This window comes from Paenibacillus sp. WC2504 (assembly GCF_052682475.1).
On sequence record NZ_JBQZFH010000001.1, the window covers coordinates 3,660,249 to 3,674,846 of the forward strand.

At 44.7% G+C, this 14,598-nt stretch carries 15 protein-coding genes; 9 read left to right on the top strand and 6 right to left on the bottom strand.

What is annotated here, in order from left to right; genetic code table 11:
- Nucleotides 1–306 precede the first annotated feature (306 nt).
- Nucleotides 307–933 carry a nitroreductase family protein gene (locus ACUN27_RS16330; RefSeq protein WP_445559201.1) on the bottom strand — a complete coding sequence of 209 codons (627 nt, stop codon included), beginning with the start codon at nt 931–933 and terminating at the stop codon, nt 307–309.
- Between the two features lie 134 nt (nt 934–1,067).
- On the opposite strand from ACUN27_RS16330, the gene ACUN27_RS16335 reads away from it, so the two are divergent.
- A complete protein-coding gene (locus ACUN27_RS16335; protein ID WP_445559202.1) occupies nt 1,068–1,877 on the top strand; it encodes a hypothetical protein in 810 nt (269 codons plus the stop codon).
- On the opposite strand, the gene ACUN27_RS16340 is transcribed toward ACUN27_RS16335, so the two are convergent.
- The gene (locus ACUN27_RS16340; protein ID WP_445559203.1) at nt 1,785–3,020 is read right to left on the bottom strand and encodes an MFS transporter; all 1,236 of its coding nucleotides are present in this window, start codon (nt 3,018–3,020) and stop codon (nt 1,785–1,787) included. The two genes, ACUN27_RS16335 and ACUN27_RS16340, sit on opposite strands and share 93 nt — an antisense overlap.
- Nucleotides 3,021–3,166: 146 nt before the next feature.
- Nucleotides 3,167–3,640 (bottom strand): MarR family transcriptional regulator, encoded by a 474-nt coding sequence (locus tag ACUN27_RS16345; protein ID WP_445559204.1) that lies wholly within the window; start codon nt 3,638–3,640, stop codon nt 3,167–3,169.
- Nucleotides 3,641–3,901: 261 nt separating this feature from the next.
- Here ACUN27_RS16345 and ACUN27_RS16350 point away from each other — a divergent pair, with 261 nt between their 5' ends.
- A complete protein-coding gene (locus ACUN27_RS16350; RefSeq protein ID WP_315950870.1) occupies nt 3,902–4,777 on the top strand; it encodes a cation diffusion facilitator family transporter in 876 nt (291 codons plus the stop codon).
- A gap of 1 nt (nt 4,778) precedes the next feature.
- On the opposite strand, the gene ACUN27_RS16355 is transcribed toward ACUN27_RS16350, so the two are convergent.
- Nucleotides 4,779–5,450 (bottom strand): SIMPL domain-containing protein, encoded by a 672-nt coding sequence (locus ACUN27_RS16355; protein WP_315950868.1) that lies wholly within the window; start codon nt 5,448–5,450, stop codon nt 4,779–4,781.
- A gap of 218 nt (nt 5,451–5,668) precedes the next feature.
- Here ACUN27_RS16355 and ACUN27_RS16360 point away from each other — a divergent pair, with 218 nt between their 5' ends.
- Nucleotides 5,669–6,451, top strand: coding sequence for a phytoene/squalene synthase family protein (locus ACUN27_RS16360; protein WP_315950867.1), 783 nt, complete (start codon nt 5,669–5,671; stop codon nt 6,449–6,451).
- Between the two features lie 94 nt (nt 6,452–6,545).
- Here the strand turns inward: ACUN27_RS16360 and ACUN27_RS16365 are convergent, their stop codons facing one another.
- Nucleotides 6,546–6,755: an alpha/beta-type small acid-soluble spore protein gene (locus tag ACUN27_RS16365; RefSeq protein WP_127450781.1), complete on the bottom strand. Its 210-nt coding sequence runs from the start codon at nt 6,753–6,755 to the stop codon at nt 6,546–6,548.
- Between the two features lie 215 nt (nt 6,756–6,970).
- Between ACUN27_RS16365 and ACUN27_RS16370 the strand changes: the two genes are divergently transcribed.
- From ACUN27_RS16370 to ACUN27_RS16390, 5 genes are read left to right on the top strand one after another with little or no spacing between them, the layout of a single operon-like run.
- Nucleotides 6,971–8,455: a M81 family metallopeptidase gene (locus ACUN27_RS16370; protein ID WP_445559205.1), complete on the top strand. Its 1,485-nt coding sequence runs from the start codon at nt 6,971–6,973 to the stop codon at nt 8,453–8,455.
- A complete protein-coding gene (locus ACUN27_RS16375) occupies nt 8,452–9,777 on the top strand; it encodes an aspartate aminotransferase family protein (protein ID WP_445559206.1) in 1,326 nt (441 codons plus the stop codon). Before ACUN27_RS16370 ends, ACUN27_RS16375 begins: the two co-directional genes overlap by 4 nt.
- A 31-nt stretch (nt 9,778–9,808) precedes the next feature.
- The gene (locus ACUN27_RS16380) at nt 9,809–10,660 is read left to right on the top strand and encodes an SMP-30/gluconolactonase/LRE family protein (RefSeq protein WP_445559207.1); all 852 of its coding nucleotides are present in this window, start codon (nt 9,809–9,811) and stop codon (nt 10,658–10,660) included.
- Complete coding sequence (locus ACUN27_RS16385; protein WP_315950862.1) at nt 10,657–11,046, top strand: RidA family protein; 390 nt, start codon at nt 10,657–10,659, stop codon at nt 11,044–11,046. Before ACUN27_RS16380 ends, ACUN27_RS16385 begins: the two co-directional genes overlap by 4 nt.
- On the top strand, nt 11,043–11,828 hold the full coding sequence (locus tag ACUN27_RS16390) for an IclR family transcriptional regulator (protein ID WP_445559208.1): 786 nt from the start codon (nt 11,043–11,045) through the stop codon (nt 11,826–11,828). The genes ACUN27_RS16385 and ACUN27_RS16390 overlap by 4 nt, the downstream gene beginning before the upstream one ends.
- Here the strand turns inward: ACUN27_RS16390 and ACUN27_RS16395 are convergent.
- Nucleotides 11,825–12,697 (bottom strand): AraC family transcriptional regulator, encoded by an 873-nt coding sequence (locus ACUN27_RS16395; RefSeq protein ID WP_326059982.1) that lies wholly within the window; start codon nt 12,695–12,697, stop codon nt 11,825–11,827. The genes ACUN27_RS16390 and ACUN27_RS16395 overlap by 4 nt on opposite strands.
- Before the next feature lie 176 nt (nt 12,698–12,873).
- Here ACUN27_RS16395 and ACUN27_RS16400 point away from each other — a divergent pair, with 176 nt between their 5' ends.
- Nucleotides 12,874–14,595 (top strand): amylo-alpha-1,6-glucosidase, encoded by a 1,722-nt coding sequence (locus ACUN27_RS16400; RefSeq protein ID WP_445559209.1) that lies wholly within the window; start codon nt 12,874–12,876, stop codon nt 14,593–14,595.
- Nucleotides 14,596–14,598 lie beyond the last annotated feature (3 nt).

The following is a 14,598-nucleotide window of genomic DNA, read 5'->3' on the forward strand; positions in this document are numbered from 1 at the left end:
TGGCGTCTTATGCTTGTAGGCCTAACGGATACCACGAGCTGCTCAATCAACCCGGCCCCTGTAACGGACCTAGTAGCCGTTATTCTGCCAATTTGGCTAAATTTAAGAAGCTAACGGACTGAGGTGCCGTTATCTATTGAATATGATGCTGATTTCCGTAACTTCTTGGCCATTAGAGGCACGTGGGTCCGTTAGCTGCAATTCCTGACTCAAAAGCAGCGAATAGGGTCATTACAGTCCGTTAGCGCAAAAATCCCGGCGAGATCTATCTCGCCGGGATTTTTTTAGTAGCTTGCTTGTACCATTCTAGAAGCGATCAAAACTTGTGAATTCTCCAACCGGTTTGCGGTAGCCACGCGGTCTGCGTTTTTCTAAATCTTCTTTCCCTATCGTGAGGAGCAGGGCGGGAACATAATTGTCTGGTATATGCAGGATTTGACGCATCATTTCCGGATCAAATCCGATCATCGGGCAAGTATCCCAGCCCTTCTCTTTAGCAGCCAGCATGAAGAGCTGAGCCGAGAGGCTAGCATTTCGGATCGCCTCGTCGCGCTTAAAGCCGTCGCCTCGATTTTCATAAAAATTCGTAACATCTTCCACGGTCATATCATATTCCTGTTTGCTGATCACCCCAAGTTGCAGTAATCCCTCATTCAATCTGGCAGCGTCTTTATAAGCATCAAGGTTACCTAATACGAGAATAACCGCCGAAGCCGTTTGAACTTTATATTGTCTATAAGCCGCTTGGTAAACTTCCTCTTTTATAGCCGGATCTTTTACAATGATGTAGTGGGCATGTTGCAGGTTAAAAGCAGATGGGGCAAATTTCACCGTATTCAGGATATCAGTCAAATCTTCATTAGGAATTTCAATATTCGGGATGAATTTATTGGCAGACCTACGCTCTTTAACAATTGTTGAAAAATCACTCATGGATGGATGCCTCCTATAGGATGTACAAGACTAATAAGTATAAACGAATCATATGCCTATATTTGGATGAATGTCAATAATCGAAGTAACAATTTTCTGAAGGAGAACGTCTATAAAAGAAAGGGGGGTTGATTGTGAGAATTTGGATTGGTATATGGGCCTTATTCGTTGTCTTTACAAGTGGATGTTCGTGGGTTAACAGTAATTACATTCATGGGAACGCTGTGATCGATTGGGTTGATTTTGTTAAATTATCTGGAAATTCGTATGCTGGATTGTTTGAAGGTGTGATAAAAGACACAAATGATATCACCAATGAGGTGGTTGGTGAAGTTCATTTTAAAGTGGGGGATGTTGTTACTAATCCCCAATATCAGACAAAAGCAGGAGATGCTGCCTTTTTAGAAATTGGAACAAAATTGTACAAAGTCAAAGGCTTTGAATCATATCAATTAATAGCTGCGAAAGATGAGAAACGGATTAGTGGATACCGTCTATATGCGGGGGATGACTTTGCAAGAACGTTGAGGCGAAACTATGAAGATCTCCCTAAAGAAAAAATCGAGCGAGTAGAGCTCTATCATTTTGATGAAGTAAAGCCCTACAAAACCCTAAATGATAGCGAGAAAGAACAGTTTATTCAGTTATTGGAAAGTGGAAAAGTAACGGAGGATTATTATACCCAGAGCAAAGTAGGCGATCCGACCTACTATCTGTTTGTTATCTTTACCAATGAGCCGATTGCCAATTCCTTTATATTAACCGATGATGGAGGTCACGTTTCATTCTCCTCAACGCAAACAAGAATTGTTGACAATGAAATCCGTAAATTGATTTTACCATTTGAATGTTTAATTACCAGGTGCAGTCCTCCTATACAAAACAAATATCGCCGCAGCTATCAGAATCATCCCCATAAAAGCAGGTGCCGCATGGCCAAATGAGACGTAGATTTGTCCTCCGATAACAGGTCCAATCATTCGCGCTAATGCTTGAATAGACTGGCTGCCACCTTGAATCCTTCCTTGTTCACTAGCATCGACAGATTTGGAGAGCATGCCGTTGAACGATGGTCCAAAAATCGAATCTCCGAAACCGAATATAAACATTCCAGCGATAAAAAGAGGATAGTAAGTGAACAATGCCGATAATGCAATAAAGGTGTAGCCCATTATTTCCGAAACCATCCCAAGAATGGCTATTTGTGCATCCTTAAGTTTTATCAGAAGCTTCGGCATTATTAAACTTTGTGAAAGGATATCTTGGAATCCGATGATTGAGAACATAAGTCCGATTACTGCAGGCTTCCAACTGAAAGTATCCATGGTAAATTGAGAGAAAACGGCCTGTAAAGATCCGTTGGGAATCCACAGTAAGAATGCTGAAATAAGCAGCCTTTTTAAACTTTTCATGGAAAGTAGGTTTGCGAGTTGTGAAAATGGATTCAATCTTGCAAAGGTGATCTCTTTCAGCCTATTTTTCTTGTCAAGGCTCTCAGGCATATATAGCAATCCAAAACCAACATTCAATAAGGTGATAATAGCTCCAAAATACATGGGCGCAGCATATCCAAACTTGGCAAGTAAACCGCCTAGCGTTGGGCCAATGACCGTACCAACACCTACAACTGCACTAACCCATCCGAAGTATTTGGTTCTTTGTTGCGGCGGAATGATGTCTGCAAAATATGCGAAAATCGTGCTTATGCTTCCGCCGGTAATACCTTCAATGATGCGCCCGACAAATAGTATCCATAGGGCACCTCCTAAGCCAAAGACGAAGTACCCGATCGCGGAACCTGTGAGGCATAGTAAGAGCAAGGGACGACGGCCATATCTGTCGCTAAGCGCTCCAAGTACGGGAGCCGCAAAAAACACGCAGACTGCGTAAACAGAAGTCATCAGGGTAACAGCTATGGCTTGTTCGCTTGGACTATTTGTATAGGGCTGCACTAGGAATGGGACGACAGGTGCTATGATACTGAAGCCTATTCCGCAAAGAAACACAGACATTAAGCCGAATAGTAAAGCCTTTTTATCTATGGTTTGCTCTATGTTCTGTTCATTGTGTGATGGAATTGAAGACACATGAAGTCTCCTTTCAATATTGGTTTTTTTTGCTTCCTAGGAAACAAAATTATCACGATTTTGCTTCCTTGTCAACAAAATGAGAGCAATAAAAAAGCAGCCAACTCTTCAGAGAGTCCAGCTGCTTATGCTTTTAGGATTCAACTTTATTCCGACTTATCATACACACCTTTTTTCTTAATCTCTGCATCCAAATGCCTACTATAGGTTTCTATGAATTTAAGCATACTGTCAAATTGTTCATCGGTTACGTGTTCAAATACGGCTTTATCCCGCTCTTTAAATTCCTTGTGGAGCTCCTCGTGGACTTTATCAATTGCTTTGCCTTGCTCAGTAAGCCTGAAATAGATTTCTTTCTTATTTTCCTGCTTCTGATAGCTTTCGATAAGGCCCTTTTTTATGAGTTTCTTCGTTAGTTTACTTATGGCACCGCTAGTCATATAAAAGGATTCCGCAAGCTTGGTCACGTTGGAATCTTCATTTCTGCCAATGTATTCGAGGCAATGCACCTCAGTAGATGTATACCCCTTAAGACTAACTTCCATCTTTGATTTATTCAGCCAGACCATCTTATTGAATAAGTCCCTGAACCTCATGATGACTTGATCTTCTTTATGCATAGCTTGTCCTCCCAGCCCTTGGAGCATTAACAATAACAATATATGAAATTAATTATCTATCGAATTTTCATTATAAGCAATATATGAAAATGATCAAAACCCATAATAGATTGCTATAAGCCTAATCTTTTTGTATGAGGCAACTTTCTTTACCCCTACCTATTTTTTCACCCATATGAAAAAACGTTTCTCTAGACCCACACAAACTTCGGTTGATATGATTAGCTAGCGCATCGAAAAGCCGAGGGGAGTACAGGGGCTATGGAACAAGAGATGAGATATGAAAACTTAAAAATGGGAGAGCGTGGGGCTATCATCAGCATTGTTGCCTACATATGCCTTTCCGCCTTGAAGCTAGTTGTTGGACATTTTTCAGGTTCCGAAGCTTTAAAAGCGGATGGATTAAATAATGCGACAGATATTGTAGCATCAATAGCGGTATTGATCGGATTAAAATTAGCTCAAAAACCGGCGGACGAAAACCATCCGTATGGACACTGGAAATCAGAGACGATTGCCTCATTAGTCGCGTCATTCATCATGATGGCAGTCGGACTGGATGTATTTATCACCGCTGTCAAATCCATTTTTCAAGCGAAAGAGCAAGCTCCGGACCTCACATCGGTGTGGACGGGGATTTTCTGTGCGGTTGTTATGTATGTTGTGTATCGTTATAATAAAAATCTTGCCCAAAAAATTAAAAGTCAAGCCGTCATGGCGGCAGCGAAAGATAATTTATCCGATGCATTTGTAAGTATCGGGACTGTAATCGGCATCATTGGTTCCCAATTCCGTTTGCCGTGGCTTGACCCTTTGACCGCGGTATTGGTTGGATTTATTATATGTAAAACAGCATGGGACATATTCCGTGAAGCCTCACATCATTTATCAGATGGTTTCGATGAAGCCGCTATTCAAGCTTTTAAAGATACCGTGCTTCAGGTGGAAGGGGTCGAAAGTGTGAAGGACCTCCGCGCTAGAAATTACGGGAGCAATGCGGTTGTTGATGTTGTTCTTTCGATAAAAGCAGATTTGGAATTTCAAAAGGCACATGATATTGCAACAAAAGTGGAAAATGAGTTAAAGAAGACGTCCGAAGTTTTTGAAGTTCATGTCCATTACGAACCTGCTAAATGAATTAAGCAAAATGAAACCACACGCGTACCGCGGCTTTGATCGTTAATTGTCCAGGTTCAATAGGGGTTTCAACCGCACTTGCAGCAAACTTGGCAGTAGCCATGTAAGGTATTGGCCCTGCCGGCCGCGGAGATTCTTGGACTTGAGAAGGGATTGCACCAAGTGTCACACCTAGTGTATTTGCGATGGTATAAGCTTTTTGACGTGCATGTTGAATAGCTACCGATAAAGCTTGATTCTCATAAAATTCTGGATGTGCTATAGTAAACTGAATGCTCGTGACTTGATTCGCACCATTCGCAACGGCTGTATCAACAAGTTTTCCTGTCTGATCTACATGATCCGTGGTAATTCGTAGCAGATGGGTGATCTTATAACCTCGAAAGATTTGTTTCCCGTCCACATAATCATAAACGATTTCGATACGATAATCTTGCGTTTGTATCTTTTCTCGGGGGATGTTTAGACTCATCACGGATTGAATGATGTTGGATATGGCTTTGGCGTTTTCAGCCTGAATGGCCTGCAAGTTAGGACCATCCGTCACAACGCCAAGATCAACCACGGCCCGGTTGGGTGTTGCGGTCACAGTACCCTCACCTAGGACTTCGATGGTAGATGAGTGTTTTGAATACGAAGGAGATGCTGTCTTGTCAATGGGATACCCGTACATGGAAGGACTCCTCTCTAGTGGCAGTTATTACTCAATGTATGAGGATTTCCTCTGAAACATAACGGGAGGCTGACGGGGAGCTTCGTAGAGAAATGATCATAAAATTTGGATTGACAATGACAACGTGTGTTATCATGATAACTAGCTATCTAGAAGTTATATGCTAAACGATTACTTGGAGGGAGAATTTCATTAATAACGTCGTCCTGAATGATGCAATGACCATGTTGAAGGAAACAAGCCGTACTTTTTATATACCTATAAATAGTTTGGAATTAGGCTTGAAAGAGGCTGTCACATCAGCCTATCTATGTATGCGGGCTATAGACGAAATCGAAGATCATGATGAGCTCGCAGACTCTTTGAAAATTGAATTACTAGTCGGAGTACATCAAGCATTCCAATCTCCTAACCCGATGGGGGAGATACAAGAATTACTGTCACCGCATAAGGCGGTACTGCCTGCCGTTACTATGCAGCTAGATGAGTGGGCGCAGCTATGTCCAACTTCCGGAGCACCTATTGTATTTCAATACATCGCGAAGATGTCTTTAGATATGGCCGATTGGGTTAAAAGCGGATGGAATATCCATACGGAAGAGGATTTGGATCGCTATACGTACAGCGTTGCCGGCATGGTCGGTGAAATGCTATCCGAACTATGGCTGTGGCATGACGGGACACAGTCTGATCGAACGAAGGCGATTGGCTTCGGAAGAGGACTGCAAGCGGTAAATATTCTTCGAAATCGTGGAGAGGATCTGAAACGCGGTGTGGACTTTTTTCCAGACGGTTGGGGATTCAAGGAAATGCAACAGTACACGCGTCGCAATTTACAACTTGCCGACTCTTATATCGCAGACCTTAAGGAAGGTCCGGCATTGAAATTTTGCAAAGTGCCCTTAGCGCTCGCACATGCTACAGTTAACCTTATCGCGGTTGGTGGCAATAAACTGACAAGAGATGCGGTTCTGAAAATTGTGAGTCGTGTATCCGGATAAACGGATCGTACATAAATAGAAAAAAAGACTTCATTCACCAGGAGGAGGAAAGGTGAGTGGAGTCTTTTTTGTGTTTGCTGCTTAAGTTGCGATATTAACGTTGGAAACCTTGCAGTTGTTGTTCAGCCATTTGTACCAATCTTTTTGTGATGCTGCCACCAATAGAGCCTGCGTCGCGAGTCGCGAGATTCCCATTGTAACCATCTGGTGATAGAGGAATTCCCAGTTGTTGAGCTACTTCATACTTCATTTGATTTAAAGCTGCTTTCGCTTGAGGAACCACTAATGTACTATTGTTTGCCATGGAAAAAATCACTCCTTTTTTTGGTGTACTCCTATCATGCGGAGGGAGAGGAACTATTATGCATGCTTTTTTTGCAAAAAAGATTGGTAATTTTACCCTGGAACTAATTTTCTGGATGTAAAATATTTTTCTTGATATAAATAAAATTCGTATGCTACACTATTTCCAGAATATCTCAATTTTATTCCATTATTTGTTAGGTGGTGAACATTTGCATGTCAAGCCAGCTACGCATTGGAGTCGTCGGTGTTTACCATGAAACGAACACTTTCGCTCCTGTACAGACGCATTGGAATGATTTTCAACATTGTTTCACGCTTGGGAGGGATGCTTTCTTCGACTTATTTGAGCAAACCCGAACGACAATGGGAGGCATTATCGCTGCATCGGCAGAAGAGAAAGTTACCCTTTTACCGGGGCTTTACACGTCTGCGACGCCAAGTGGCATCGTGTCGGAAGAAGCAGCCGGGCTGCTTCTAGAACAGTTAACACGCTCAATTGCATCTGATCTTGATGGAATGGTCGTTATTCTTCATGGGGCTATGGTTTCCGAACCATGTTTCGACATGGAAACGGCCATATTGGAGGCTACCCGTAGTGTGATAGGTGAGCAAATTCCTATAGCGGTTACGGTAGACCTTCATGCCAATTTGGGCGAAAAGATGTCTCAATTATGCGACTTGCTCGTCGGTTATGATACTTATCCGCATATTGACGCCTACGAGCGTGGAGAAGAAGCGCTGCATCTCTTGATTCGTCAGATTCGCGGCGACATTAAGCCTGTCATGGCCATTGCCAGATCGAACATGCTCGTTGCACCGCAAAAAATGATAACGACAAAAGGGATTATGAAGGCCATCATGGAAGAAGCCTTTGATATGGAGAAAGATCCCGACGTTCTTAACGTGACTGTCTGTGGTGGATTTCCTTATAGTGATGTGCCTTTTGCAGGAATGGCGTTTGCAGTAACAACCAATCGGGATGAAGCATTGGCACAACATTATGCGAAGAAGTTGGCTAATCTTGCTTGGTTACACCGAGATGAATTTCTCGTCCAACAAGTTGAGGCTGAACAAGCGATCAGGCTAGCCATGGATGCCAAAGAAGGACCCATCCTTCTTGTAGAAGCCTCGGATAATGTAGGCGGAGGAGCTCCAGCCGATGGGACGCATTTGTTGCCTGAGCTATTAAAGCTTCCACTTCAGAGTTTGATCGTTATTCGTGATCGCGAAGCTGTTTCCATGGCATGTGAGCGAGGAGTGGGCAATGAAATTTCATGCGCTATAGGTGGAAAAAGCGATAGCTTGCATGGTAATCCGGTTGAAATTGAAGGAAAAATCAAGCTGCTTTTCGATGGTAAGTATACGCATAGAGGGCCATATATGAAGGGCACCGTGGCTTTTATGGGGAAAACTGCTGTCATTGAAGCTAATCAGGTTACAATTGTTCTTACAGAAGAACGAGTCCCCCCATGGGATATTGGACATGTCGAATCCATAGGCTTGAACCCGAAAGATTTTCATCTCATCGTGGTTAAATCAGCCGTCGCCTGGATTAGCGCATTTGGTCCTATCGCCAAGCAAGTCATCGAAGTAGATACCCCAGGATGTTGTACCCCCTCACTTCATCGTCTAACCTACCATCATGTTCCACGATCCGTCTTTCCATTTCAATTCCTTGAAAAGGAGCATTCCCAATGAACCGATACTTACAATCCATAGAGAGATTGCAAGAAGCAAAAGCTTATGTGGCGGGAGGTGTGGCAAGCAGTCTTCGAGCATCTATGAAACCGACGCCTTTGTATGTGCAAAAGGCCTATGGCGCAAGAATTTTGGATGTGGACCATCATGAATATATCGACTATATGTTGGCGTATGGGCCATTGATTCTAGGTCATGCTCATCCTGCATTTAACGAACAATTGTATGAGGCTATGCTAAAAGGAAGTACATACGGTTTGCAGCACGAGGGCGAAATCCGCTTGGGCCAGCGCTTAACCGAAATACTGCCCTGTGCGGACCAAGTGGCGTTCAGCGGATCGGGGACCGAAGCGGTGATGTTGGCTCTGCGGCTGGCGCGCGCCTACACGGGCAAGACCAAAACGGTCCGCTTTTATGGCCATTATCATGGGTGGTCGGATGCGATTTTCACGTCCTTCCCAAGCCCGGATTTTTCCTCATCTGGACATACAGAAGCGGCTGGATCAGAAATTATCCAGGGAACTGCGGGGCAAAGCCTAAATAGCCTGCAGGATCTCATTTTGCTGCCATGGAACGATTCTGAAGCGTTGGAGGCAACTTTAACGAAGCATCAGCATGAGATTTCGGCGGTTATCACAGAGCCGGTTATGTGTAATTCCGGTTGTATTGCTCCTAAACCGGGGTATATGGAGAAAATGAGGGAGTTAACTGCAAAATTTGGCATCGTATTAATTTGGGATGAAGTGATTACCGGATTTCGACTAGGTCTAGGCGGTGCTCACGAGCGTTTCGGCATTGTTCCAGATCTTGTGACGATCGGCAAAGCGATGGCAGGAGGGATTCCCTTAAGCGCGGTAGCCGGTAAGAGAGACATCATGCGCCTCATTGAGGAAGGAAAGGTTATGCATCTCGGGACATTAAACGGAAATGGCCTGGCTACAGCCGCGGGATTAGCTGTGATCCAAGAGTTGTCCAAATCGGATGGGCAGGCCTTCAAGGGCATGGAACATACAGCTACGCAATTGACAGAGGGAATTCGTTCGATTCTCAGAACGAACGGACTCCAAGCGGTTGTGAATCAACAGGGTCCTGTATTTCATCTCATGTTTATCGATCGCTCAGAGGTGTCAGATTTCGATACGTTCAACCTTCGAGATTCACAGCTATACACACGATTTGCCGAAGAAATGCTGCATGAGGGCATCCTCGTCCGTCCGAATGGACTTTGGTATGTGTCCACCGCACATGGGGAGAAGGAAGTTCAGGAAACACTGGCTGCTGTAGAAAAGGTTGCACAACGAATCGCTGCTCATCGTAGCTAAGCAGAGTGGGCACAGGAGGAGGCGGAAGCAAATGTTGTATGTGAGCCAGACTTTAACGGAACCCCACTTGTTTACCTCAGGGATTGAAGGGCCGGCCTGTGATCAACAGGGGAATGTGTATGCGGTGAACTATGCCAGAAGACATACGATCGGGAAAGTAACGCCAGAAGGGAGTGGCAGTATATTCCTTGAACTTCCTGCAGGAGCTACAGGGAATGCAATTCGCTTTCACCAGGGAAATATGTTCATCGCCGATTACACCGGACACCGAATTCTACGTGTGGACATGCAAACCCTTCAAATCCACACTTTTGCCGAGCAGCCTGCGATGAACCAGCCTAATGACCTTGCCGTCACGAAAAATGGCGTGTGGTTTGCAAGTGACCCGAACTGGAAGCAATCCAACGGGATGCTTTGGCGTATTGATCAGAACGGCAAATCTAAGCTGTTGGAAGCTGGGATGGGAACTACGAATGGCATTGAGGTCAGTTATGACGAACGAAGTTTGTACGTGAACGAAACGGTTCAGCGGCGGATTTGGCAATACGATCTTATAGGCGGGTATGATGTCAGCAGCAAACGATTATTTTATGAGTTTGCCGACTTTGGACTGGATGGCATGCGCTGCGATATCAAAGGGAATTTGTACGTTACTCGATACGGAAAGGGAACGATTGCCGTTCTTTCCCCGCAAGGGGAATTGGTAAGAGAGATTACGCTAAATGGCAAATTATGCACCAATGTAACATTTGGCGGAGCAGATGGACGTACTTGTTATGTCACCATGGCGGATACGGGAACGATTGAGAGCTTCCGAACAGAAACACCCGGTAGATGCTGGGCTCTATGGAACGACAACAATGGAAGGAGTGGTGCAAATTGAAACAACCCATTGCTACTGATGGAGCAAGCGGCAAGCCTTTTTCTTCCGCGATCCAAGCGGGAGGTTTCGTGTTCGTATCCGGTCAAGGCGGACTGGACCCTGCAACCGGACGAGTCGTAAGCACAGACTTGAAAGCCCAAACCCTGCAGACACTGGAGAACATTCGGCATATTTTACAAGAAGCAAACACTGCATTAGAGGATGTAGTGAAAGTGAACGTTTATTTAAAGGAACGATCCCATTATGAAGCATTTAACGAGGTGTACGGAAGCTATTTTGCTTATCCTTATCCTGCTAGGACGACCATCTATTGTGATTTGAATTTTGATATTTTGGTCGAAATCGATGTTATCGCACTTTCTCCAAAAAGGGTGGATCAGGAATGAGTATAACGGATAAATCGGGCCAAACCGTCAAATCGGCTGACCGCGTACTGGATATATTTGAATTGTTCGGGGAAGTGGATACACGTGAATTAAGTTTAATGGATATCACGCGCCGTCTGGAGCTCCCAGCAAGCAGTGTATTTAAAATTTTGCAGAATCTGGTCCAACGTGGTTATTTGGAGAAGGATGAGAACGGAAAAATGTTTCATCTGGGTTATAAAATCTTTCAAATCGGTGCCAAATATGCACAGCAGACAAACTTAACGACGGAGTTTCAATATATTGCTGCGCAGATCGTGGCGGAAGTAAATGAAGCCGTGTATTTAGCGATTCGGAGCGATAGGAATATCTTGTATATTGCTGAAAAACAGAGCACGCACCATGTCCGTTTTGTCTCGCATCTGGGTATGAAGCTGCCGCTCCACACGACAGCAATGGGAAAGTTATTTTTAAGTGCCATGCGTGATGACGATGTCGTGCAGTTGTACAGTGAGCAAGAACTCGGCCTTTTGACCGATCGGACGATTTCCGATCTTGAGAAATTATTGGAGCAGCTCCAGGAAATTCGCCGGGATGGCGTGGCTTTCAGCGAAGGGGAAGCGGTACACGGCATCCGTTGTACAGCCGCCCCCATCTTCAATGCGAATCAAGAAATGATAGCCGCGATGAGTATTTCCATTCCGACAACGCGGTGGAAGGAAGAAACATGGAGCCAGATGACGGAGCTGGTCGTGCAAGGGGCGAAGAAACTGACTTCGATACATTATTATCAAGCTACTTAACCATCGGTAAACTGCTTTCTCAATTCCAGCGGCGTGAAACCGTTCATTTCCTTAAATACCTTGTCAAAGTAATTAACATTACAGAAACCGGTGCGCTCCGCAATTTGCGTAATCGTGAGGTCTTTTTCGATCAATAAACGTTTGGCCATCTCTACCCGATAGCGGTTGATGTAGTTCATCGGGGAAAGTCCCGTAACTTTTTTAAATAAACGGGTAAAGTGAAAAGGGCTCAAATTGACCAGTCCGCCGAGAGTGTCGGTATAAATCTTTTGAGCGTAACTAGTCTCTATGAAATCAATGGCTGGTTTGAGCCGCTTGTATTGATCGAAGCTTTTGTTCAAGTCTTTCGACAGAGAGAGCTCTTGCTGATAGCTGCGAAGCATAGGAATCATCATGCGATACAGGGAAGATTTGATGATGAGCTCACAGCCAATCTCTTGTGCCGCGTACTCTTTGTAGGCAAGTTCAAAGTGGGTTGTCAGTTCGTTCCATAACGGATGTGAGGGGAGAATGGGCTCCAGGATGGGAGCAGTCTGAATGAAGCGGGCGTATAGGTGCTGTAATTCGGAATGCTCAAAAGAGCCGGATAACAAGGACATATCGAAGATCATCCCGTGGATGGTACTGCTCTTGCCGTTCAGCGACTGCATCGAATGAATCTTGCAGCTATTAATAAATAAAATAGCCGGTGCACGCACGACAAAGGAACGATTATCGATATGAATCTGCGCTTCACCTTCCATAAGCTGGATAAACTCAAGGTGTTCATGCCAATGAGGTCTAACCAAGTGAAAACAGCTAATGACTTCGGTCATTCGTAAAGGGAAACGTCTGCCTTCGAAGGGTTCAATTTTCTTCAAAGCATCCAAATCTGCTCACCCGCCTTATCTATTAGATGATTCTGAGTATATCATAGACGAATCCGTACCGAAACGAAGAAAAGAGCAAAATCATGTAATGAAAGCGCAATTTCTTCTATAGAACCTGATATCTGAAATAAGCCATAATAAAGTCAATAAAAGGGTTCATAGAGGAGAGAGCAAATTTGACGGGCAAGATGGCGCTGGATGTTCAGAAGCATTTACCAGATCTGTGGAAAGAGGGAGCACTGTTTGCTTTCTCCGGATATGACGGACAAACGGATTCAAATTCTCAATTCGTAGCAACGGTGGGGGCTGAAGAGATTAGCTTGCTATTTCATACACCGAAGCGCAGAAGGTTGCAATTTCCCGTCCCCCATTCAGGTGAGGTCCGAATCGCCACAGGAGATGTCCTGTTAAGCGAAATGGATGAAGGCCCGCTGCTAGCGGTGTATCAGAGTTGGCATACATTAATCGGGCTAGCTCCTTCGACCATTGATATCCGTTTAAGCTTTGAAGAAGATGAGGGGGGCAAAGTTTGGACCAAAGATGCCCTTGTCGTAACGGAGTCAGCAAACGGAAGGGATGTCATCGTACTGTTAAGAGGCAAGGAACGATGGGCCTTAGCTTACGGCAGCCATCTCGATGAAGCAGTCAGCCGGGTGATGAAGGGATTGACTTTCGATGCTTGGAAAGTGATGGAAGCCAGGCTGCAATTTTATGAGCATGTTCCCAGCCTCGAAGACCCGTTGAAAGAACGACTACTTAATAAGTGTTTTAGCGTAATGAAAGTCAATACACTTGCTCCTGAAGGCGTCATCCGCCAGCACTGGTCCACGCCTGATCGTGTTCCTCACCAAGCGATGTGGTTGTGGGACTCCGTATTTCATTCGTTTGCGATGAATAGGTTGAACCCTGAGTTATCATGGGAATTCCTGAAATCCGTCTTGGATACGCAGCGTGAAGATGGCATGATACCTCATACCTGCAAAGTTGACGGAACAGGTTCCAGCATGACGCAGCCTCCCTTACTGGCATGGGGTGTCTGGGAGAACTACCTGCATACGAAGCAAAGCAATTACTTACGCTATGCGCTCCCTATATTGGAACGATATTTAAATTGGGATATCACGAACCGCGACCGCAATGGAAATGGACTCCTGGAATGGATGATCGAAGGCAATCCGCTTTGCCGATCGGGAGAATCCGGGATGGATAACTCTCCTCGGTTTGATCGTGCAGCGATATTGGATGCCGTTGATTTCTCTGTCTTCGCCGCTCAGGATGCTCATTACCTCGGATTAATCGCGGATGAACTCGGAGAGACGGCAATAGCACAGCGTTGGCAGCAAAAAGCAGCTGATCTGAACCATCAGATTCAGCATATGCTCTGGGATGAGAGCGAAGGCTTTTATTATGATCGAGACATGGACGGAAACTTCTCTCGAGTGAAGGCAGTAAGTGGATTTTTGCCCCTGCTGCTAGATCATTTGCCTCAAGAACGAACAGAACGATTGGTATCCATGCTACAAGATGCTAGTCATTTTCAAACGAAATTCCCTATTCCAACAACAGCCGCCTCTGAACAAACCTACAGCACAGACATGTGGAGAGGTCCTGTATGGATGAATATGAACTATCTTGTCTATACCGGCCTTAAGAAGCAGGGGAGACGTACGGAAGCAGATCAACTTGCTCAGCAAAGTATCCAAATGGTGCAAAAATACTATGAACAATACGGCGTTATTTTTGAGTATTTTGATTCTGCGGACCTCGTACCGCCTTCCGAATGCGATCGAAAAGGTCCACCGACAGGTACGTATAATATTCGCCAGAAGATGGACGTTGTTAGAGATTTTCATTGGTCAGCTGCGTTGACAGCTTGTCTATTAATGGAACAGGCATAGGGG